The organism is Ensifer sp. ENS08 (assembly GCF_014852195.1).
Taxonomy (GTDB): Bacteria; Pseudomonadota; Alphaproteobacteria; order Rhizobiales; family Rhizobiaceae; genus Ensifer; species Ensifer adhaerens.
Window position 1 is genome coordinate 1 of the sequence record NZ_JACVBF010000031.1, and the last position, 21779, is coordinate 21779.

The window sequence follows — 21779 nt, forward strand, 5'->3', positions numbered from 1 at the left end:
GGTCTTTGTGCCTGAGCCTGCCAGCGCCATGATCGTCCTGTCGTCACCGACAGCGAGGATCAGGCCATCCTTGACGGCAACGGCAGTGGCAGTCGGATTGGCGCGGTCGAGCGTCGTCACGAGGCCGCTGTGAAGGATCAGGTCGGGCGTCATCGAAGTATCTCCGGTCTGTTGGGCGCCGGCGGTGCGGGCCGACGAGAAGAGAGCGGGCAGCGCCAGCGACGAGGCGGCACCGAGGAACGAGCGTCTTGTCGGCATGATCAGACACTCTCGCGATCGTTAACTTTGCGAGCCGCTGTCTGTCCGCCCGGGAGGTGGCCGAACATGTGCGGCTTGACCTGGTTGATCCACGAGATTGCCGCCGTCTCGTTGCTCCACAGGGTCTTGGCAAAGGGGACGATCTGTTCGCCGAGCAGAATCCCAAGAAGGCCGACAAGGGCAATGACTGGCGAACGGACATTGAGGAGGCTGTAGACGATTCCGACCAGAAGTCCGGCGCCGAGTGACATGAGGTAAAGTTTCATGCGGGTGATCCTCACCTGTTGAGGCTGCCGCCCTTACCGGTTCGACCCGGTCAGAGCGGCTGCCTACTGCATCACTTGACCGGGTTCGGGCCGATCCGCTTTCCGTGGGTGACGCGTTCGCCGGCCTTGTGGACCATGGTGTAGGCATAGTCGATGCCCATGCCATAGGCACCGGAGTGCTCCTTCACCAGCGAAGTGACGGCGTCGTAGGTTTCCTTGCGAGCCCAATCGCGCTGCCATTCGAGCAGGACCTGCTGCCAGGTGACCGGAATGACGCCAACCTGGACCATGCGGTCCATCGCATATTTGTGGGCGTCGGCCGAGGTGCCGCCCGACGCGTCGGCGACCATGTAGATTTCGTAGTCCGGAACATCATGGAGGGCTGAAAGCGCGAAGGTGGTGTTGCAGACCTCGGTCCAGAGCCCCGAGACGATGATCTTCTTGCGACCGTTGGCGGCGTTCTTCGCCAGGGCATCACGGACGTTCTGGTCATCCCAGGAGTTCATCGAAGTGCGCTCAAGGATGTCGTTTTCCGGGAACACGGCGAGCAGTTCAGGATAGGTGTGGCCGGAGAAGGACTCGGTTTCGACAGTGGTGATCGTCGTCGGGATGTTGAAGATCTTGGCAGCCCTTCCGAGGCCGACGACGTTGTTCTTCAGAGCCTGGCGATCGATCGACTGCACGCCGAAAGCCATCTGCGGCTGCTGGTCGATAAAGATAAGCTGGCTGTTTTGCGGGGTCAGAACTTCGAGCTTGGACATCTGGAATACTCCGTTTGGTGTCGCCGGCGTGCGACGGTTGAAATGAGAAGGGTTTCGGAGACGAGCCGGCTGGCGCGAGTAGCCGGCTCAAGGTTGTCGGTTGGTTAAGTCGTGCGTATCAGATTCGGCGGGTTCTAAGCGGCAAGCGGAACCAGACCGGCCTCGATCTTGTTGCGGAAAGGCTCGTAACGGTTCGGAAGCTTCAACGCCTCGCCGAGATGGGCGGTGTCCTCGTCACGGTCGAAGCCGGGCTCGTTCGTTGCAATCTCGAACAAGATACCACCGGGTGTCCGGAAATAGATCGCCCAGAAATAGTCCCGGTCGATGACGGGGGTTACCTGGTAGCCGGTATCCATCAGGGCCTTGCGCACTTCGAGTTGCTTTTCCCGATTTTCGACCGCAAAAGCGATATGGTGGACCGAACCCGCCCCCTGACGGGCGAATGGCGTCTTCGGCAAGGCCGCCAGTTCAATGGTGTCTGCACCGTTGCCACCAGGAAGGATCAATCGCGTGACGTCTCCTTCCACTCCGGCAATCTCATAGCCCATAAAGCGCAGCAATTCCTCGGTCGCAGCAGTGTCGTGCAGATTGAAACGGGCGCCGGTAAAGCCGCGAATGGCGTTGTCCTCCGAGATACCCTCACCAAGCCATGGCGCCCGCCCGTCGATAGCCGTTTCGACCAAAGCGAGGCCATCGCCATCAGGGCCTGTGAAGCGCAAGCGCTCTGCGCCGAAGACCGTTTCAGCCTGCATGCCACCGACACCTTGAGCAACCAGGCGCTCCTTCCAGAAACTAAGCGTTCCTTTCGGGATAGAGAACTGGGTTTCGCCGACTTCGCCGACACCGGGCCGTCCGGTCATTATATGGGGAAAGGGAAAGTAGGTCATGACCGTTCCGGGCGTGCCCAACTCATCACCGTAATAGAGGTGGTAGACACTGGGCTCGTCGAAGTTGACCGTCTTCTTCACCCGGCGCAGGCCGAGCGTGTTGGTGAAAAACCTGTTGTTCTTTTGCGCGTCCGACGCCATCGAAGTGACGTGATGCAGTCCCTTGATATCCTTGATCATGGCCAGTGCCCTTTCCGTTGACGTTGTCCGTCGATAGACAAGGTTATAGCCGGGTTGATTGGCGCAAAGAATTGCAATATTTATCTCGAATGAATTGCAAAAATTGAAACAATGCAATGAACGACTACAAAGCCCTGAAGACCTTCCTTATGGCGGCTGAGAAGCGCAACTTCGCGCAGGTTGCACGCGAGCTTGATATGACGCCGGCCGCAGTTACGCGGGCGATCGCCGCGCTCGAAGACGATCTCGGCGTGCAGCTGTTTGTGCGGACAACGCGCCAGGTTTCGCTGACGACGGACGGCGCCGTCTTTGCCGCGCAAATCCAGCCGTCCCTAGAGGCGCTGGAAAGCGCCAGACGCGACGTAAGAAACGCTCATAAGGCGGACCAGGGTCGCTTGCGAATAAGCGCTCCGACTTGGCTCGGTAAAACCGTTCTACCGTCGATCCTGTCCGGCTTTCGAGAACTCTATCCAAAAATGTCGTTTGAAATCTCGCTCTCGGACGGCTTGGTCAACATCGTCGATGATGACTACGATCTCGCGATCCGCATCTCATCCCAGCCATCGGACAAGTTTACGATATGGCGCAAGATCCGGGCCGTGCCGAGAATTTTGGTGGCGGCGCCGGGCACCCGGTTCACCGAGATGGACCACCCGAGCGAGTTGACGCCGGACGACTGCCTTGCATACAGCGGCGAAAGCAGGCGGGAGACCTGGCACCTTTCTGATGGCGGATCGAGCACGACCATCACGGCCGGGAGGGCGTTCAGCGCCAACAGCGGCGAGGTGCTTGCCGACATGGCCGCCGATGGAGCGGGCGTTGCCATGCTTCCGGGATTTCATATCGCGGAGCGAGTCCGCAGCGGTCGCCTCGTCCATGTCCTTCAAGGCTGGTCGCCCCCGGAACTTTGGCTGACCCTATACTATCCGCCTTATCAAGCGCTGCCGCCCCGCATAGCGACCTTCTCGAAATTCTTCGAAGAACAGTTGCCGGCTCACATGATCATGCTTGATTGACGAGCGAAATGGATCCGGAGCTACAACCCGATGCGGCTGTTAGCGATTGGCGTTCAGTCATTCTGACGCAGGGTTCGCGCGCGTCAGCACCGGCGCTTCGCCCGCAGGATGGCGTCGAACAGCAGGGCCTCGCCGATGCTGTCACTGAAGCGCTAGCACACGCCTCGGCCCGTCGGCGCCGCCGCAATGGCTGAACCGCCCCGTCACGGCAAAGCCGCCACCCTCTCGGGTGACGGCTTTGGTCACTGGAGTTTTCAGAGACTACTTCGCAGCCTCTTCGATCACGTCTGCGACGGCTTGGGGCTGCGACACCATCACAACGTGGGATGCACCCTCGATTACGACAGTGTGCTTGGAGGCCGCCCGTTCGGCCATGAAGCCGAGTGCCTTCGCTGGGATGTTCTTGTCGCCGTCCCCATAGATGAAATAGGAGGGCAGCGTCTTCCAGGCGGGCGAACCTGACTTTTCCGTCAAGGCAGCTTCGGTGATCGGGCGCTGGCCGGCGGCCATCAGTGCCGCATCCTCGATTGAAACATCGTGGGCGAACTGGTCGTGAAACTTCGCCTGGTCGATGGAAAGATCGACGCCGCCACCTATCAGCTTTACCGGGGCGGCGAGCGCTTGGCCAAGCGTGCCCCCGGGGAACTTACCGGCGAGATCGGCAGCTGCTTCTCCAGCTTCCGGAGCGAAGGCTGCAACGTAGACCAGCGACTTGACGTTGTCCTTGCCGTTTGCCGCGGTCGAGATCACCTGGCCTCCGTAGGAATGCCCAACGAGGACGACGGATCCTTTGATGCTCGAGATGATGTCTGAAACATAGGCCGCATCGCCTGCGACACTGCGCAGTGGATTGGCAGCGGCAACGACCGTGAACCCGTTTTTCTGAAGGATCTTCGTCACACCATTCCAGCTCGACGCATCGGCGAAAGCGCCATGAACGAGAACGACTGTGGGCTTTGCGGGCTGGGCAACAGCCCCGCCGGACAGGAGAGCGGCGATTAAGGCAACGGTCGCAGCGAGTTTAAACATGACGATATCCTTTGTGGCTTCGGTCCAATACAGGCTACGAGGGAGTTTTTATCGCGCCCGATTAGTTTGTGCACAATCTATATTGCCTCAAAAGAGACATGTCAACCGCGCTAATAGATCGCGCGCGACTAATTTTTTTGCGCAACGAAGCCAGAGCGCTATTTTGCGTCGCAGATCGCCACTGCGAGGGTCCGGCCGCGCATTCTCATCCTTCAGCTGCTTCAGCTTTTCCAATCTCCGGCGGCAATATACCGGCGTATTTTTCTTCCAGCTGTAATGGGTCGCCTGACTGCCTCCGGCACGCGATGGAGCATCTGCGGTAGCTTCAGTTTTTATACGAATACGAATGAGGCGCGGATCGTGGCGCTTATCGAAATCACGACAAGGCTCATCCGGACTGATCCAACCGCGCCCACTTCTCGTAATCCAGGCTGACGAAAAACAACGGGAGCGAACGAACGAGCCATGTTCCGAACCGCAATAGCGATCGCAGCTGTGTGCGCAGCCGTCCCGTCAGAGGCCGCTGCGGAGCAATACAGAGCAAACGAGATCAAGGGAGAGATCGTCGGCAGGCGCATCTTCCTTGAAGCTCCATTGGGTGGGGAATTCCCGCTAAACTATCGAAGAAGTGGCAGTGTCGACGGTGACGGCGAAGCTTTGGGCCTCGGCCGGTTCGTCAAACCCAAAGACACCGGCACTTGGTGGATACAGTCTGACCGTCTCTGCCAGCAGTTTCGCACCTGGTACGACGGTCGCCCGATGTGTTTTGAGCTCTACCGGGTCGAACAGAAAAAGCTGAAGTGGATCCGGAACGACGGAAAGACCGGTATCGCCCGAATAGGTCCCGAGCTTTGATGTGGCAGCGAAAGGAGGCCGCGAATTGAAGCTTATGCCGCGCAATCGATTTGACGGAGGAAATGCATGCGCATCTTCAGCGTTTTTCTTACGGTCCTCGCCATGAACCTTGCATTGGTTGCGCCAGCGGCCGCCGGGTCCTTTTCGCTTGAAAGCTTCTTTACAGGCAGGTCGAGCGCCGAGGGAAGCTTTCAAAGCATCACCGGGGTTAAAAGGACATTCGAAGTCCAGTTGGTCGGAAAATGGGACGGCCGCACCCTGACGCTCAGGGAAGATTTCAGGTTCGATGACGGCAGTCGAGATCGCAAGACGTGGCGGTTCATAAAGGATGGACCCGGCAGATACAGGGGTACGCGCGAGGACGTGATTGGAGAGACGCAGGTGCGGATTAAAGATAATGTCGCGCGCTTCAGCTATCTGGTCTTCCTCGACTCAAAAAACCGCAAGAACAAAGTTCGCTTTCACGACACCATGACATTGAACAATGACGGTCGTGTCCTCAATACCGCCTATGTGACGAAATTCGGATTGCCGGTTGCCTGGACGCGTGTCGAATTCAGGAGACAGTGACTGATGTGGAAAGTGTCTAGCAGACGAGCATCCAGGTCACACCCTTCGACACTCATCCTCTATGCGCTTCCAGCGTTCCCATTGGCGGCGCTTGCGCTGCCGCTTTTCGTCATCGTTCCGACGTTTTACTCCGAAGTCATGGGACTACCGGTCGCGGCCGTCGGCGGTGCACTTTTTGCCATTCGTCTTCTTGATGCAGCGAGTGATCCGATATTCGGCTGGCTTGCCGACCGGTGGAATGGCGTTGGCGGTCGCCGGCGTGGCTTTTTTCTTGCGTCAATTCCGCTAACCGCGGTCGCCGCGTTCATGCTTTTTTGGCCGCCTCAAACAATCGGGCTCGGTTATCTGCTTATATGGGGTGGCCTTTTGTCACTTGGCTTTACCTGGTCCTCTCTGCCCTACACTGCCTGGGGGGCAGAACTTTCAACCGACTATGCCGAGCGAACACGCGTTGCAGCTTTCCGCGAAGGCGCGACGCTTATCGGGACTTTATCGGCCATCAGCCTCCCCTTCGCTGTTGGGACGGCTGGGGCAAATAACGCCGATGGGCTGAAGGCGGTAGCCGTTCTTGTCGCGGTCTTGCTTCCGCTCACAGGGCTTATGGCTTTCGTTTTCGTCCCCGAACCCGTCAATCGGTCGACGCGGGAGTTTGGCCTGATGCAAAGCCTGGTTTTCATGTCGAAGAACCGGCCGTTCCTGCGTCTCATCGCCGCTTTTCTTTTGAATGGATTTGCAAACGCAATCCCAGCGACTTTGTTTCTTTACTTTGTCTCAGGGCGTCTGGGAGCTGCGGAATGGCGCGGCCCGTTTCTCCTACTCTATTTCGCATGCGCAGTTCTTGGCGTACCGCTCGCAGTAAAGGCCGCAAGGCGCTGGAGCAAGCACAAGGCCTGGAGCGGCGCTATGCTGGTGACGTGCTCGATCTTTGCGGTATCAGGATTTCTCGGCGACGGAGACCTGGTCGCCTTTGGTGCGATATGCGTGTGCACCGGTCTTCTGCTCGCCTTCGACCTTGTTTTGCCTCCATCCATGCAGGCAGACGTAATCGACAACGACACAGCAGTCTCAGGCTCTCAGCGTTCCGGCATGTATTTCGCGGCGTGGGCACTTGCCACGAAGCTCTCTCTGGCGACAGCAGTCGGGGTGACGTTTCCCATGCTCAGTCTGATTGGCTTCGACCCGGCTCAAGATCGTTCGTCGCCCGACGCTCTCAAGGGTCTTTCGTTGCTTTACGCCTGGGCACCAATCGTCCCGAAGCTCGCAGCAATCGGGCTCATGTGGGGCTTTCCGATCGATCGTGTGGCCCAACGAGAGCTTATTGGCCGGACTTGACGGTATTGCGCTCGTCTACGGCTGCCAGGTTGATGACACGTTTTCCCCATCGCCCACTGAGGTAGGTTTCCATGACTATCGGTCGCGATTTAATCAACAATCACGCCTTGCACGAGACGGATCGTCGAAAGGTGGCGTGGGTTACCGGCGCAAGCTCCGGCATCGGGAAATCGCTTGCACTCCGTTTGGCACTTGACGGCTGGACGGTCGCCGTAAGCGCGCGCAACTCGGTGGAGCTCGATACTCTCGCACGATCACTGGAGAACAAAATCCATTCTTTTCCCCTCGATGTGACCGACCGCGAAGCGGCAGAAAACACCGTACGCGACATTGAAATGCGCCTGGGTCCGATTTCCCTTGCGGTCTTCGGCGCAGGAACGTACCGGCGCGATAGCCTGTCGACCTTCGACGCCGCGGCGATCGGAGAGATGGTCGGGCTCAACATCATGGGAACCGTGAACTGTTTGCAGGCGATCATGCCAGCGATGACGACGCGCCGGTCGGGACGGATTGCCGTCATGGCATCTGTGGCAGGCTACACCGGTCTTCCTGGTGCCGCGGGCTACGGCGCGACCAAAGCCGCCTTGATCAACATGTGCGAAGCCCTTTATCCCGAACTTGAACGGCAAGGCGTTCAGATGACAATTATCAATCCAGGATTTGTCGATACGCCTTTGACGCGTCAGAATGACTTTCCAATGCCTTTCCTGATCTCTTCGGAAAGTGCGGCGGAATACATCATGCGCGGGCTTGAGCGGGGTAAGTTCGAGATCGCATTCCCGTGGAGGATGAAAGTGGTCTTGAAGCTATTGAAGGCGCTTCCTCCAAGCCTGAGGTTCGCCTTGACGCGCCGCATGTTGCGTGAGGAGCAGACCTGACCTCCGTCACGTTGGTTCGAGCCGGAACTGGTAGACATCGATGGTCCCGTTGCGAAAGCCGGCGGCGCAGTAGTGAAGGTAGTAGCGCCACAAGCGCTTGAACCGTTCGTCGAATGCAGCGGATTCAATCTTGTGCCAACTTTTGAGGAAAGCACCTTCCCACAAGAGCAGGGTTTTCTCGTAGTCACGGCCGAAAGAAAATGCATCCCGCACCCGTAGGCCGGAAGTGACAGCCTCCTGCCTGAAGACTGCCGCAGAAGGCAGCATGCCACCGGGAAATACATAGGTTTGAATGAAATCGGCGTTTTGCCGATACCGCTCATACCGCCTCTCGTCGATCGTGATGACCTGGATCAGCGCTTGTCCATCAGGAGCGAGGTTCGTCCGCAGCTTCTCAAAGTAAACCGGCCAATTCTCCTCTCCCACGGCTTCGAACATCTCTATTGAGACGATCTTGGTGAAACGTCCTTCACAATCCCTATAGTCTTGCAGCCGCACCTGGGCCAACGGAGACAATCCCTTGTTTGCCAGCCGAGCTCTCGCAAAGTCGGCCTGCTCCTTCGACAAAGTCAGCCCGGTAATGCGACACCCCGTGCGCGAGGCCGCGTACTCCATAAACCCGCCCCAGCCGCAACCGATCTCAAGAACATGATCTTGCGGACCGATTCGCAGCTCACTCAGGATCCTGTCGTACTTGGCTTGTTGGGCTTCACCGAGTGACTGCCCTTGCCGCTCAAAGATGGCGGCAGAGTACGTCATCGTCTCATCGAGCCATGCGCGGTAGAAATCGTTCCCGAGGTCGTAATGGAACGCGATATTTCGGCGGCTCCCGGCACGGGAGTTTCGTCTGAACAGATGCCGGAGGTAAGCGAGGCGGCTTATTAGCGGGCGAGAGGCGAGCGCTGGCTTGAGGGTCTCTTCGTTGGCAAGCGCCAAATCCATAAGCGTTCCCAGGTCTGGCGTCTCCCAGTCGCCATCAAGATAGGATCGAGCAAACCCGAGGCTGCCGCTCGTGAGCATACGCCAGACCGCTCTTGAGTTCGTAAAGACGATCGCTGCAGTCGGACCGGGGACGTCGCCTTTGACCAAATGCACTGCCCCACAGGGGAACTCCGCGCGCAACTGCCCGCGTTTGATACGGGCAAGCCAACCGCATACTATTCTTTGCCACAGCGGGCGGCCCGACGATATTGAAAATGCCGCACCCTGATCAAGCTCGCTCATGCCAAGGTGTCTTTCTGTTCGAAACGGGAGACAATCGTTGTGGCGACCCGCAGGTCCGCCGGTCGATGACGATGCACGGGCATGCCCTTTAGCCAGATCTTGAGCGCCTCCCAATGGATCGCACCCATTACTTTTACTGTCATCATGGGGTGTTTCAGGAAGGTTAGAAAAAGCCTCTTATCCGAGATCTCTTCCCTTTCTCCGGAAAATACAGCCGTGAGAAGTCGCCCGTCACAATCGTTTTCGGTTATGCCGACGAACACGGTTTCCCCCGGCGGCCTGAGGTTGAACTCATAGCGGCAATCCATGGGTACAAACGGAGAAACGTAAAGTTCTTTGACGCACGACTGCCGGATCGCTCCGCCCTCGTCGTCGCTCACCGGAATGACATAGGTATGGCGTTCGTGGAATGTGTTGCAGACCTCATAGAGAACGGCCCGGACTTGGCCATCGCTTGCCTCACAGTAAAAGACCGTCAAAGGGTTGAAAACGTAGCCGAGTATGCGGGGATAACATAGCACACGGATACGCAGCTGCTTCACGTCCACCCCGGCCTCGGAAAGCTGCCGTTCGACCCAACTGCGTAGCGCGCCTACTTCACCATCCCCGTGATCGCTGTCGCGAAAACTGAACAGAGCAAAGCGATTATGGCCGAACAGGCGCAACTTGCTGTCCAGCGAAGCCAACTCGTCCAGATCGAGGAGCAGCGAAAAGACCCTGTAGGAAAGCCTATGCCGGCGGGGTCTAAACCGAACGTGGCACACCTGGCCGCTGTAAAGAGCCGACCTCGACATCATTGAGCCGCCGCGTAACCGATCTCGCAGGGGAGCCTGCCAGAATCGTCGCGGACCGTCCATGGACGCCGCTCGCCGGAGATGGCCTCGGCAACCGCAAGCCCGGACTGCAGTCCGTCTTCGTGAAATCCGCTGCCGAAGTAGGCCCCGCAAAACCAGACACCGCCGCGTCCTTGGAGATCCCAAAGCTCCTTTTGAGACGCCAACGCTCGCTGATCAAACAGGGGATGGTCATAATCGAATGTCGCGATTATCCGCTCACTGGCTATCTTTTGATGCGGGTTCAGCGTCACAAAAAGCGGCGTCGCCGGATCGATCCCTTGCAATCGGTTCATCCAGTAGGTCACACAAAGCTGGCGCTCACCACAATCATCCGACGCGCCAATGTAGTTCCAGCTCGACCACACGTTTCGCCGCCTGGGCATCAATGAGGTATCTGAGTGCAGAACCGCCTTATTGCTTGTGTAGCTGATCGCGGACAACAGCTCTCTTTCACGTGCGTCAGGCTCGGCAAGCATCGCCAGCGCTAGATCGGCGTGAGTCGCGATGACCACATCCGTGAAAGTGTCACGATTGCCATCACGATCTGTTATGACCACCGTCCCCACCTCGCGGCGGATTTCCCGGACTGCCCTGCTTGTCCGAAGCTCGCCGCAATAGTCCGACATCAGCCTGCTGACATATTCTCGGCTTCCGCCGGTTACGGTTCGCCAACGAGGTCTGTCCGTCAATGCAAGCAAACCATGACTGTCGCAGAATCGAATGAAGGCATGCAGCGGATAATCACGCATGCGTTTGGTCGTTGTGGACCAGATCGCAGCGCCCATGGGAAGGAGATGATCGGTAACAAAGGCATTGCTGTAGCCATTCTCGTCGAGATACTCCCCCAGCGTCTTGCTAGCGAGATTTAGCCGATTAAGAGCTTTGGGAGCTTCTCGATAGAAGCGCAAAATGTCTGACAATATTCTCCAGAAGCGCGGACGAAGTGCGTTTAACGGTTGAGCGAACAAGCCTGTCAATCCAGAGCCCGAGTATTCGAATGCCCCGCCATCCAATGAAGCGGAGAACGACATATTGGAAGCTTGGGTCGGGACGTCAAGGTGGTCAAACAGCGCTACAAGGTTGGGATAGTTGCGATCGTTGTACACGATGAACCCGGTATCGACCGGAACCGGTCCAACAGCCGTCGGCGCGAGGACGGTGTTGGCATGACCGCCAGGTTTGTCGCCGGCTTCGTAAAGAACGACCTCTAAGCTTTTACCGAGTAGCCAAGCCGCGGACATTCCCGAGATACCGGCGCCAATCACAGCGACACGCCGTTGCCCGAATTCACCCCTCATACCCCGATCAAACCGCATGTTATCCCCTCAATTTGACGAACAATTACGAACGCACTACGAAAAAATCTCCCGATCGGATTGATCACCTTGAAAAATTTTGGACAACAATGATCCAAGAAGCAGAAGGCATCGTAATCGGTGCCATGGAGACAATTCTTGCGATTTCCGCTACCGCTGTTCCAGATATCCCATTTGTTCGATCTGGGCATGAGCCGCTGATCGACCTTGGGAGGCAGAAGAAGCGTGGACGCATGGTAGAGCCGGCCGGGGAACTGACTAAAGATGAAGCCTGCTCTCTGCTCGAGGCAGTCGGTCGCAAGCGAGATATTGAATCTTTCGAGGCGCTGTTTCGCTATTACGCTCCGCGCGTAAAGGCCTATATGGCGCGCCTTACGCGTGATCCAAACATCGCCGAGGAATTGATGCAGGAAGTGATGATCACCGTTTGGAACAAGGCAGGCCAGTTCGAAGCGACACGCGGTAACGCAGGTACGTGGATCTTCACGATTGCCCGCAACCTTCGTATTGACGCCTACCGCAAGAACCGGAGGCCGGATTTCGACGTCAATGACCCCGCATTTGTGGCAGACGATGCCAAAAGCGCGGAGAACGAGCTGGCGGAACGCCAGGATGCGACCCGGTTGAAGGACGCCATGAAGGACTTGCCTCAGGAACAGATCCAATTGCTGACGCTTTCGTTCTTCGACGATTGCTCTCACAGTGCGATTGCCACCAAGCTGAACCTGCCGCTCGGAACGGTGAAGTCGAGAATCCGACTTGCCTTTGCGAGGCTTCGGGCTGCGCTGGAGGACGGAGAATGAATATCCGTCATCATGTGAGCGACGAATTGCTGGTGGGATATGCATCCGGCACGCTTGAAGAGGGTTGGCGGCTTGCTGTTGCAACGCATCTTGCGTTGTGCCCCAACTGCCGGACAAGACTGACTTTGATGGAGAATACGGCCGGAGAGCTGCTCGAGAGCATGGAGCCGATGCCAATAGAAATCTCGTCTTTCGATCGGTTGAAAGAGCGCCTACGAACCGCGGAATCTCCCCCAAGCGTCTCGTCGAAGCAACCTGCGAGGGTAGTGCAAGTCGTTTCGCCGCCAACCATCCCGGAACCGTTGCGATCCTATCTTGGAGGAGATCTGGCGGAGCTGGAATGGAAGTCTCTGGGACGTGGCGCCTATCACATTCCGATCAAGCTGGCCGATCGGTCGACAACGGCCCGTCTGCTTCGCATACCGGCCGGAAAACCCGTGCCGGAACACAGCCATGGAGGTCGCGAATTGACGCTCGTGCTCAGCGGAAGCTTCAATGACGGAGAACTCTTGTTCGCCCGAGGAGATATAGAGGAGGCAGACCCGAGCGTTGAACACCAGCCCCTGGCAACGCCTGAGCAAGATTGTATCTGTCTAGCGGTAACCGACGCGCCGCTCAGGTTCCGGAGCTGGTTTATGCGTTTGCTTCAACCTGTCCTTCGGATCTGATCGGAGGCGACGGATGACCTACGCGATATCCTACGTGGCGACAGCGATCGTCTTTCTCGGCTTGGACTTTTTGTGGCTGACCGGGTCGTCGAAATTCTATCGCAGCCGAATTGGAGAGCTTCTGCTCGAGCATCCAAATCTCATTGCCGCCGCTGCATTTTACGTCATTTATGTAACCGGTGTTTCATATTTTGCCGTCATACCTGCGCTCAGCTCCGGACGTTGGACGACAGCACTGGTATCGGGAGCTCTGCTCGGCCTTGTCGCTTTCGGCACCTACGACATGACAAATCTGGCAACGATCAAGGGGTGGTCGTTGGAGGTAAGCTTGGTGGACATGGTGTGGGGTGTCTTCATCACCACGGCGTCCGCTCTCGCCGGATATTTTTCCGTTTCGGCCGTACAAAAGCTGATTTGACCCCAACTCGGAGATTGAAGCGGCCAGGGGCCGCTCAATTCGTGTGCCGCGAAGAAAGAAAGCTTTGAAGACGTTCGGAACTCGGATTGCTCAGAACGTCGCGTGGATCGCCCTGTTCCTCGATCACACCCTGGCTGAGAAAGATGACATGATTGCCAACGTCGCGGGCAAATGCCATTTCGTGGGTGACGACGATCATGGTCCTTCCCTCCTCGGCCAATCCCCGCATGACCCGAAGCACTTCGCCGACAAGCTCCGGATCAAGCGCCGAGGTCGGCTCGTCGAAAAGCATGATCTCCGGTTCCATCGCGAGCGCCCGGGCGATCGCAACTCGCTGCTGTTCTCCGCCCGAGAGAAATGCCGGAAAGGCATCGCGGCGGTGCGACACGCCAACCTTTGCCAAGTATGCGTCGGCTCGTTCAGCTGCCTCAGCGCGGCTTATCCCCTGTACGCGCATCGGCCCCAGCATCACGTTCTCCCTCGCCGTCATGTGGCTCCACAGGTTAAATTGCTGAAAGACCATTGATAAACGCGAGCGCATCGAAGCGAGCTTCTTGGGGTCATGTACCGTCAGGTCTCCGCTCGACGCCTTTCTCAGGTCAAGTTTTTCTCCCTGAAACCGATAGCTGCCCTCACACGGGTGCTCCAGGAAATTGAGGCATCGCAAGAACGTGCTTTTTCCCGAGCCGGACGCGCCGATCATGGAAATCACATCTCCGCGCCTCGCGCTGAGCGAGATGCCTTTGAGCACCTCAACGGAGCCGAACCTCTTTCGGATGTTGGTCACTTCGAGCATCGCTGTCATAGTCTGTCTCCGCGCCTTGGCGCTCATGGGCTTAAAAGTGGACCGTTGCGGAACACATCGTTGCCGGCGATCTTGCCAAGGCGTTTACCGCGCTCGGCGATGCGGCTGTCAGCGCGTGCGTAGAACACGCCTGATGTCTGCGCCTTCACGGCCGTCACCGTTCCTGAAAGCGGGTCGATGATCTCCGCTATCACATCACCAGCCCTTACATGATGGCCAAGGTCGAGTGCGTAGCTCACGACCCCCGCAGACGGTGAAATGACAGCTTCTGAACCTGCGAGCGGGGTGGGCTCGCACAGCTTGGCCGGCGCCTGCGCGGCCGAACCCTTGACGACCCCTAGATCGCGTAGGAACTCGACGATCGCCTCGGCGTCGCTCCGGGCGCGTCGCCGATCCACATCGCTACGACCGCGCAACTCAACGGTGGTCGAAGCGCAGCCAAGCGGGATGTTCGCGTCGGGCAGCGATCTTGCCAGGTCCAACCATGGGCGCACGAGGGCCTCGTCGAACGGATTGAGTCCTGAGATCTCAGCAAGCAGCACCGCTCGGGCGTGAAGACGCGTCGCAAGCGACGAGAATATCCGTGCGAAATGCGGTTGCGTGTAGAGATGAACCTCAGCCTCTCCATCACAATGGAGATCCAGCACATAATCGGCATCAATCGCAAGTTTCATGAGGCATTTTCGAACGTTGTCCGAGGGGGTGACGACGTGCCATTCCTCAACCAGGGCCATCAACTCGGCGCGGATGACGGCCGCGTTAGCGCTGGCGTCTGTGCCCAAGCGGTTGGGAAGCCGGGCGGACAGCTTGGGTCCGAAATCCGGATAATGCCGATTGAAGTTCCGTCCGTCATAAAGATCGAAACGGCCTTCCTGCTGACCAAGGGAAAACTGAGACAGCCCGACCGGATTGGCAACCGGAACGACCCGGACGCAGCCGAAGATCGCGTCGGCCGCCTCAAGCTCCGCCAACGTCTCGCAAAGCGCATGCGCAACAATGATGCCGGGAGCCTCGTCGGCATGGAGACCACCTTGGATATAGACGAGTGGCGTGTCTGCGTGCCGCCCGAATTCGACACATTTCAAGCTATGCCGCGTGCCGGGTCCCTGACCTTCGATATCAAAGATTGTCTCTTTCATCATGCAACTTTCGGGTTGAGATGCTCGGCTGGCTTCTCTCTGGCGTTCGGAGCGTCCGAGCGGGAGAGATGCCGCAAAAAGTGCGTCTCGAGCCAGCGGAAAAAAGTGGTGAGACCGATGGTCAGACACAGATAAATTGCGGCGGCGACGCCGAAGGATTCCGCCAGCACGAGATAATTGGTGTAGACGTCGCGCGCGACCCGCATCACCTCGACAATCGTCACCGTGCTCGCAAGGGCGGTGGCATGCATCATCATTACCACCTCGTTGCCGTATTGCGGCAGTGCGCGACGCCAGGCCGATGGCCAGATCACGTACCTGAGAACCGCCGCGCGGCTCAGGCCGATCGAACGTGCCGCTTCGATTTCCCCAGGCGCCGTGGTTCGGATCGCGCCGGCGAATATCTCGGTCGTATAGGCGACAGTGTTGATCGTCAGCGCAAGCCACGCGCAAAACCAGGGAGAGCGGAATAGCGGCCATATCGCGCTGCTGCGCACGAATTCGAACTGAGCCATTCCGTAGTAAATGACAAACAGCTGAACAAGAAGCGGCGTGCCGCGGATGACGTAGGTGAACAGCCATACCGCGCGAGAAAAATGGGGCGACCGCATCGAGCGCACGAGCGCCAGTGGCACCGAGACCGCAAAACCGCTGACGACGACGGTTGCCAACAGGATCAAAGTGTTTACCAGACCGCCCGCAAATGCCGGCAGGTTATCGGCAACGATTTCCCAGTCGATCATGCAGCACCTCCGCTGCGAACGCCGCGTGAAGAAAGCTTCTCAAGCGCTCCGAAGAGGAGAACCGAAAATGTGGTGACCGCGAGATAGATGAGGCCGATAAGCGCGTAGAAGGTAAATGGCTCCCGCGTCGCCGCAGACGCAAGCCCGGCCCGGTGGACCATATCGTCGAGCCCGATGATCGAAACCAGCGCTGTCGCTTTCAACATGACCAGCCACGTATTCGTCAGGCCGGGCACGGCATGCCGTATCATCTGCGGCAGCAGAATGTAGAAGGCCACCTGCCAGCGGGAAAGACCGTATGCAAAGCCAGCCTCGATTTGCCCCGCCGGCACGCTCAGGATCGCTCCCCTGAACGTCTCGGTCAGGTAAGCTCCAAATACAAAGCCGATTGTGCTAACGCCGGCTATGTAGGGATCGACATCGAGATAACCCCACCCATAGGTTTCGGAGATGGAATTGAGCAGGATCTGGCCGCCGTAAAAGACGACGAGCATAACAAGCAAATCCGGCAAAGCGCGCACCGTCGTCGTGTACGCGGCAGCCGACAATCTTGCCGCTTTCCCGCCGTAGATCTTTGCGGACGCGCCAATCAGGCCGATAACACAGGCGATCGCCAGTGAGACCGACGCCACGCTGAGGGTCACACGGAGCCCCCCCAGAATCATCGGTAGATAACCTTGGAACATGGAACAGCACCCCTTGCGACCGGCGCCGCCCAGGCGCCGATCGCGGGAAAAGAACTACTTCTTTGCCGATTGCGGCGTGACGTCGAAGTCGAAGTATTTGCCCGACATTTGCTTGTAAGTACCGTCGCTCATGATGGAAGACAGAGCGGCATTTACTTCCTCGCGCAGAGCGCCATCTGACTTACGCACAGCGATGCCGACGCCGCCGTCGGCGTCCTCGCCCAAGAAGAGGGTGTCGCCAACTTGCTCAAAGTCCTTTCCTTCGGGCTTCTTCAGGAAAGATTCGGCCGAAACCACCGACGATCCGAAGGCGATGTCGCCGCGACCCGCCGCCAGCTCCAGGTAGACGGCCGGCTCCTTGTCCACCGCCAAAACGGTGCTGTCAGGGTAGTTCTTGGCAACATACTCGGCACGCGGAGAGTTGCGCAGGACGATGATCGTCTTGCCCTTTAGCTCTTCCGGCGACCAGCTCTTGTAGTCACCCTTGCGCGCCACCCATCGCGACGGGACGTCATAGTAAGGGTTGGAAAAGTCGACGACCTTCTTGCGCTTTTCGTTGATCGTCATCGAAGCCACGATGATATCGAACTTCTTGGCATTGAGCGCCGGGATCATCCCATCCCATTCCTGCTGCACCATCACGCAGTTCTTGTTCATCTTCGCACAGATCGCATTTGCGATGTCGATATCAAAGCCCGAGAGCGTTCCATCGGGCGCAACTACTGAGAAGGGCGGATAGTTTCCTTCCACGCCTATGCGAAGATCCTCCGCAAACGCAGTACCGGCGAGCATCGTTGTGGCAACGATTGACGCGAGAAATTTCATTCGCATGCGATTTCCTCCCAAAATCAGCTAAGCTGACTTCTCAATGGCAGGATATTTTCATAGAGTCAACAAATGAAAGAAAATTTTCAGACATCCCTCACCTGGAACGCAGAAGCCGATCGACGCTTCGCCACCTCTGCTTTAGGTCTCGAACTCAGCAGACTGCTGCGGCAGGGATCGGCTTCGCAGCGGGCACTGTCCGGTTTTGTGCTCCGGGACCCGATGTTCGTAGCAACGCACGGCATCGAGGAACTCGCTTCCGCAACGGGAACTTCGGCTTCAAGCGTCAGCCGTTTTGTTCGAGACCTCGGATTGGCGGGCTTTTCGGAGTTTCGATCGTCCATAGCCGCTATGGTGAGCGAATTGATAGCGCCTGTCGCCAAGCTCGATGCCTCGATAAGAGACCTCGATAAACGTAGCCAGGGTGTTGAACTCAGCATCGAGGTGACGGGCTCCAACATTGACGCGCTCAAGAGCCCGCAGACCGCCGAATACATACGCGTTGCTTGCGGTGACATAAGAGCGGCTCGAAGGGTATTCGTGATAGGCTTTGGCCTTTCTGCGCACCTCGCGGCAATGCTGGTCCTTTCGCTGCAACCTTATCGGGACGAAGTTATAAATGTCGCTCAATACGGAGGAACGGAGTCCGCTGCCGCGCGTGCGATGTCGATTGGAGAAGGCGACGTACTGGTTGCAATATCTTTTCCCAGGTATTCCAGGGATGTTGTCGAGATCGTCAGATTTGCGCGTGACAAAAAGGCGAAAATTGTCGCCATAACGGATTCTCCAGCCGCTCCGCTGGCTCAGTTCGCCGACCGATTGCTTCTCGCGCCATCCAGACACCCGGTTCTTTCGGCCACAAACGTCCCGGCCATGGCAATCATCGAAGCCCTGGCGTCCGACTTCATGCTGGCGGATCCTGACAATGTCAGGCGAGCAGAGCAGCTTGCAAAGGCTATTTCGTCATACCTGACCGAAGGCGATTGACGAGCCCACCATCCCTTAAGGCCACGAAGGATCGAAGGGTAGCCATCGGTGCTCTCGCTCACAGGTCAACTTGCCGAGGATCCACTCACGCGTCGTTGTCCTATCAAATACGCCCTCTCTCCCGTCGCGTCCGCTGGACAGGGCATATCCGTCGCCTAAGGAAACTTTTGGCGATGCTAAGCGTGAGTCCTCTATAGGGGCCGAACTCCCTCTGCTGCGCCGAAAAACCTTCGCGGCCACGCTATGCGATAATCCAACGAGCCGTTCCCCTCGTAAACGCTCTTGGGTTTTCAAACGGTGTTCCCCCATGAAATGCTGTCGCAGACTGATCTTTATTTTGGCGACCAAGAGCTTTCGGCAAACCGAAGACTTCAACACCCCTACGCCACCTGACGGCGCATGACGCAGGACCGGAGAAATGAGTATCGGCAAAGCGCCAGCGTAACGTCTGGACGAGGGTCTTGGTGTTTAGAGGAGGATTGAAAGATGCCGCTTACGTCACTTGCTAAAGGATACCGCGCGGTTGTTTTAGGAGCCAGCGGCGGCATCGGATCCGCAATCGCCGGCGAACTCCGGTCCGATCCCAATTGCCTGCAGCTTGTAACGCTCTCGCGTAGGGACAATTCCTTCGATATCACAGACGAAGAGAGTGTCGCAGCAGTAGCAGCGGAGACTGTAGATGGGCTGCATCTTGTTTTTTGTGCGACCGGCGGACTTGTTGTCGACGGCGTGGGTCCTGAAAAATCACTCAAGCAAGTCGACCCAGATGTGATGATGCGGCAATTCGCGCTGAACGCGATTGGACCGGCACTCGTTCTCAAACACTTCGCGCCGAAGCTCGTCCGCAACGACCGCGGCATAATCGCCTTCCTGTCTGCCCGGGTCGGGTCGATCGGAGACAATCGCCTGGGGGGCTGGATTTCCTACCGCGCGTCGAAGGCTGCGCTCAACCAGATCGTCCGCACAGCTTCCGTAGAATTGAGCCGCACCCATCCGCGCGCGGTGGTCGTCGCACTCCACCCAGGAACGGTCGCGACAAAAATGACGGCAGATTACTCCACTCGCCACCGCCGGTTGGATCCCAGTGAGAGCGCATGTGCAATGCTCCGGGTTATTGATCGGTTGACGCCGGAAAACACCGGAGGGTTCTTCGACTATGATGGCCTGCCCGTTGAGTGGTGAGCATTGTACAGCACCTAGATCTTTAGTCCACGGCGAAAACGTCCGGTATTTCAAGCGTTGCCATCGTTTGACGGTGAACGGCGCAGGGACCGATGTTGCCAGTTTGCCGCCGACCTAGCCGGCGGCAAACGCATGTGGTCAACCACGACCCGTTCTTATGTTTTACTACGCTTTCGGAAGCAGCACTTTGTCGATCACATGAATGACACCGTTTGACTGCTTGACGTCGGCGATCGTTACAGTGGCAATGCCACCCGTTTCGTCAGTGAGTGTGATCTTGTCGCCATCCATCTTTGCCGAAAGCGTGCAACCGCCCACGGTCTTGACTGAATGGTTCCCTCCGTCATCGGCAATCATCTTGCCGACCGCATCGGAAAGCGCATTGGCAGCCACGACATGACAAGTCAGCACTTTGGCGAGCTTTTCTTTGTTCTCGGGTTTCAGGAGTGTGTCGACAGTGCCGGCAGGCAAGGCATCGAAAGCTGCGTTCGTCGGCGCAAACACGGTGAACGGGCCATCACCGGACAGCGTATCCACGAGACCGGCGGCTTTCACTGCTGCAACGAGTGTCGTGTGGTCCTTCGAATTTGCTGCGTTTTCCACGATGTTTTTGCTTTCGGACATGGCCGCTCCACCGACCATGGGGTTGTCGGCATTAGCAGCGAAGGCTACGAGAGCGAAGATAGACGCGATCGCGGCGGTACGTCTTAGGGACCGTTTCATTCGTGCATTCCTCCTTGCTGGCCCGCACCATGCGGGCGTTCCCAACCGATGTTCGCCAGACGTTGTCCAGCACCATCAATACGCCGTCTTTACCAAACTGGATCACCGTCGCGTCCGATATGACCGACGCTGCGGGAAACCGACCCAATGTTGGACCGCTGCTTCAGTGAATGCGTGAGAACGGGATTGGGCTCGCCGGGCCGCGTAAGATCCCAACTTCAATTCGCTGATCCAATCAGCAAGGTCGTACGTAAAGGAAGAAAAGTCAGCCGTCGGCTCGCGCTTCGACGGCAACCGCTCGCCAGCGCCGCCAGCGGATCTGGCAGTCCTCACCGAATGAGACAGGTCTGGTCAGCGTTGGCCACCGCATTAGGGGGTAGTAGAATGTTGCAACGAACTTCCACTGACAAAAGAAGATGGGTCCGTGCGCTGGCACTTGCGATTGTACCGGTCGCCGCGACATCCATGTTAGGACAATTGGCGACCTATCCAAACCTCGAACGCTGGTATTCAGCGCTGGAGAAGCCGAGTTTTAATCCTGCGAACTGGGTGTTTGCTCCGGTCTGGACAACGCTTTACATCCTCATGGCTTACGCTGCCTGGCGGCTCTTGATCCTCCCTGCCAGGACGCCGGGCAGGCTGACGGCACTGGCGCTATTTTACGTTCAGCTCGCCCTCAATGCGTTGTGGTCCTGGATGTTCTTCGCCATGCAAAGTCCGGTCGCCGGTCTGGTGAACATCATCGTGCAAATCGGGTTTATCCTCGCAACGATCGCGCAGGCCTGGCGCCTCGACAAGAAAGCGGCACTTTGCCTCTTGCCGCTCGCAGCGTGGGTCTCCTTTGCGGCTGTACTGAATTTCGCGATCTGGTTCCTCAATTGATGGCGTTGGCGCGAAGGCAATAGGTGTTCTCGCTTTGACGCATGCAACGCTCTGGACAGCTCAAATGTGCTCGGCCGCTAGCTCCATGAAGACATCTTTGGCTAAGATCGGGAGAGCCCGCGTCGCCCTTGCGTTGCCTCGTCATCGTGAACAGCTAGGCGCTCTGGACGGCGAGCAATTCGATCTTCTTTTCGAGACCTACGCGCTTGCCGCGATGAGGGTCGACGAACTTTTGAGGAAACAGTCTCCTGAGCAAGACCTTAGACGGTATCGCGAAATATGCCTGGACATCCAGGAAGACATCGCCTTGCTGCTTGGACGTCTGCAAAGGCAATCCGAATGAATTTGGGGTGCCTTAGCCGTTATTCTTGCCGGTTCCCTGTAGCCAGCCGGCAAGCTCCCGGCGCACGACGTGTTCGAGCACGGCCATGCCTTCGGCGCTGTCGTTCAGGCAGGGGATGTGGGTGAACTTCTCGCCGCCATTGTGATGGAAGCTTTCGGCCGCCTGCT

Annotated in this window: 24 protein-coding genes and 1 pseudogene; 11 read left to right on the forward strand and 14 right to left on the reverse strand. The window is 57.7% G+C overall.

The features are described 5' to 3' along the window. The 4 genes and pseudogenes from IB272_RS33705 to IB272_RS33720 form a co-directional block, all read right to left on the reverse strand. Nucleotides 1-258 (reverse strand): annotated as a pseudogene (locus IB272_RS33705) (amidohydrolase); the annotation flags it as partial. A 2-nt stretch (nt 259-260) separates the two neighbouring features. Next, on the reverse strand, nt 261-524 hold the full coding sequence (locus IB272_RS33710) for a XapX domain-containing protein (protein WP_192358838.1): 264 nt from the start codon (nt 522-524) through the stop codon (nt 261-263). 71 nt (nt 525-595) lie between these two features. Next, nucleotides 596-1285 (reverse strand): hydrolase, encoded by a 690-nt coding sequence (locus IB272_RS33715; protein ID WP_060520945.1) that lies wholly within the window; start codon nt 1283-1285, stop codon nt 596-598. 134 nt (nt 1286-1419) lie between these two features. Further along, complete coding sequence (locus IB272_RS33720) at nt 1420-2352, reverse strand: VOC family protein (RefSeq protein ID WP_034802231.1); 933 nt, start codon at nt 2350-2352, stop codon at nt 1420-1422. Nucleotides 2353-2468: 116 nt separating this feature from the next. Between IB272_RS33720 and IB272_RS33725 the strand changes: the two genes are divergently transcribed. Continuing rightward, a complete protein-coding gene (locus IB272_RS33725; RefSeq protein ID WP_034802228.1) occupies nt 2469-3368 on the forward strand; it encodes a LysR family transcriptional regulator in 900 nt (299 codons plus the stop codon). Between the two features lie 261 nt (nt 3369-3629). On the opposite strand, the gene IB272_RS33730 is transcribed toward IB272_RS33725, so the two are convergent. Then, complete coding sequence (locus IB272_RS33730; protein WP_034802225.1) at nt 3630-4397, reverse strand: alpha/beta hydrolase; 768 nt, start codon at nt 4395-4397, stop codon at nt 3630-3632. A gap of 465 nt (nt 4398-4862) precedes the next feature. On the opposite strand from IB272_RS33730, the gene IB272_RS33735 reads away from it, so the two are divergent. From IB272_RS33735 to IB272_RS33750, 4 genes are all read left to right on the forward strand, one after another. Further along, a complete protein-coding gene (locus IB272_RS33735) occupies nt 4863-5252 on the forward strand; it encodes a hypothetical protein (protein WP_034802223.1) in 390 nt (129 codons plus the stop codon). Between the two features lie 66 nt (nt 5253-5318). Next, a complete protein-coding gene (locus tag IB272_RS33740) occupies nt 5319-5822 on the forward strand; it encodes a DUF3833 family protein (protein WP_034802220.1) in 504 nt (167 codons plus the stop codon). 3 nt (nt 5823-5825) lie between these two features. Beyond that, nucleotides 5826-7154: an MFS transporter gene (locus IB272_RS33745; protein ID WP_192445831.1), complete on the forward strand. Its 1329-nt coding sequence runs from the start codon at nt 5826-5828 to the stop codon at nt 7152-7154. A gap of 71 nt (nt 7155-7225) precedes the next feature. Beyond that, nucleotides 7226-8032 carry an SDR family NAD(P)-dependent oxidoreductase gene (locus tag IB272_RS33750; RefSeq protein ID WP_192445832.1) on the forward strand — a complete coding sequence of 269 codons (807 nt, stop codon included), beginning with the start codon at nt 7226-7228 and terminating at the stop codon, nt 8030-8032. A gap of 6 nt (nt 8033-8038) precedes the next feature. Here IB272_RS33750 and IB272_RS33755 read toward each other — a convergent pair whose 3' ends face one another. Genes IB272_RS33755 through IB272_RS33765 form a run of 3 tightly spaced genes read right to left on the reverse strand, consistent with a single transcriptional unit; the run spans nt 8039 to nt 11408 of the window. Continuing rightward, a complete protein-coding gene (locus IB272_RS33755; RefSeq protein WP_034802214.1) occupies nt 8039-9256 on the reverse strand; it encodes a cyclopropane-fatty-acyl-phospholipid synthase family protein in 1218 nt (405 codons plus the stop codon). After that, nucleotides 9253-10113: a DUF1365 family protein gene (locus IB272_RS33760; RefSeq protein WP_326494167.1), complete on the reverse strand. Its 861-nt coding sequence runs from the start codon at nt 10111-10113 to the stop codon at nt 9253-9255. Before IB272_RS33760 ends, IB272_RS33755 begins: the two co-directional genes overlap by 4 nt. Next, nucleotides 10050-11408 carry an FAD-dependent oxidoreductase gene (locus tag IB272_RS33765; RefSeq protein ID WP_192445834.1) on the reverse strand — a complete coding sequence of 453 codons (1359 nt, stop codon included), beginning with the start codon at nt 11406-11408 and terminating at the stop codon, nt 10050-10052. The genes IB272_RS33760 and IB272_RS33765 overlap by 64 nt, the downstream gene beginning before the upstream one ends. Nucleotides 11409-11497: 89 nt before the next feature. On the opposite strand from IB272_RS33765, the gene IB272_RS33770 reads away from it, so the two are divergent. From IB272_RS33770 to IB272_RS33780, 3 genes are read left to right on the forward strand one after another with little or no spacing between them, the layout of a single operon-like run. Continuing rightward, nucleotides 11498-12211 carry a sigma-70 family RNA polymerase sigma factor gene (locus tag IB272_RS33770; RefSeq protein ID WP_348646845.1) on the forward strand — a complete coding sequence of 238 codons (714 nt, stop codon included), beginning with the start codon at nt 11498-11500 and terminating at the stop codon, nt 12209-12211. Further along, on the forward strand, nt 12208-12879 hold the full coding sequence (locus IB272_RS33775; protein WP_112977451.1) for a ChrR family anti-sigma-E factor: 672 nt from the start codon (nt 12208-12210) through the stop codon (nt 12877-12879). The genes IB272_RS33770 and IB272_RS33775 overlap by 4 nt, the downstream gene beginning before the upstream one ends. 13 nt (nt 12880-12892) lie before the next feature. Next, the gene (locus tag IB272_RS33780) at nt 12893-13297 is read left to right on the forward strand and encodes a DUF2177 family protein (protein WP_034802206.1); all 405 of its coding nucleotides are present in this window, start codon (nt 12893-12895) and stop codon (nt 13295-13297) included. Between the two features lie 34 nt (nt 13298-13331). Here the strand turns inward: IB272_RS33780 and IB272_RS33785 are convergent, their stop codons facing one another. Genes IB272_RS33785 through IB272_RS33805 form a run of 5 tightly spaced genes read right to left on the reverse strand, consistent with a single transcriptional unit; the run spans nt 13332 to nt 17501 of the window. Beyond that, entirely contained in the window at nt 13332-14093 is a 762-nt protein-coding gene (locus IB272_RS33785; protein WP_060520962.1) for an ATP-binding cassette domain-containing protein, read from the reverse strand. 32 nt (nt 14094-14125) lie between these two features. After that, entirely contained in the window at nt 14126-15244 is a 1119-nt protein-coding gene (locus IB272_RS33790) for a M14 family metallopeptidase (RefSeq protein ID WP_192445835.1), read from the reverse strand. After that, the gene (locus IB272_RS33795; RefSeq protein WP_063894996.1) at nt 15241-15984 is read right to left on the reverse strand and encodes an ABC transporter permease; all 744 of its coding nucleotides are present in this window, start codon (nt 15982-15984) and stop codon (nt 15241-15243) included. Before IB272_RS33795 ends, IB272_RS33790 begins: the two co-directional genes overlap by 4 nt. Further along, on the reverse strand, nt 15981-16670 hold the full coding sequence (locus IB272_RS33800) for an ABC transporter permease subunit (protein WP_192445836.1): 690 nt from the start codon (nt 16668-16670) through the stop codon (nt 15981-15983). The genes IB272_RS33795 and IB272_RS33800 overlap by 4 nt, the downstream gene beginning before the upstream one ends. A gap of 54 nt (nt 16671-16724) precedes the next feature. Then, nucleotides 16725-17501, reverse strand: coding sequence for a transporter substrate-binding domain-containing protein (locus IB272_RS33805; RefSeq protein WP_063894997.1), 777 nt, complete (start codon nt 17499-17501; stop codon nt 16725-16727). A 66-nt stretch (nt 17502-17567) separates the two neighbouring features. Between IB272_RS33805 and IB272_RS33810 the strand changes: the two genes are divergently transcribed. Further along, nucleotides 17568-18482: a MurR/RpiR family transcriptional regulator gene (locus tag IB272_RS33810; RefSeq protein WP_060610907.1), complete on the forward strand. Its 915-nt coding sequence runs from the start codon at nt 17568-17570 to the stop codon at nt 18480-18482. 486 nt (nt 18483-18968) lie between these two features. After that, nucleotides 18969-19664, forward strand: coding sequence for an SDR family oxidoreductase (locus IB272_RS33815; protein ID WP_192358846.1), 696 nt, complete (start codon nt 18969-18971; stop codon nt 19662-19664). A 165-nt stretch (nt 19665-19829) separates the two neighbouring features. Here the strand turns inward: IB272_RS33815 and IB272_RS33820 are convergent, their stop codons facing one another. Continuing rightward, nucleotides 19830-20387, reverse strand: coding sequence for a fasciclin domain-containing protein (locus IB272_RS33820; protein WP_034802194.1), 558 nt, complete (start codon nt 20385-20387; stop codon nt 19830-19832). Nucleotides 20388-20771: 384 nt separating this feature from the next. Here IB272_RS33820 and IB272_RS33825 point away from each other — a divergent pair, with 384 nt between their 5' ends. After that, on the forward strand, nt 20772-21269 hold the full coding sequence (locus tag IB272_RS33825; RefSeq protein WP_192445837.1) for a TspO/MBR family protein: 498 nt from the start codon (nt 20772-20774) through the stop codon (nt 21267-21269). Nucleotides 21270-21779: the final 510 nt, after the last annotated feature.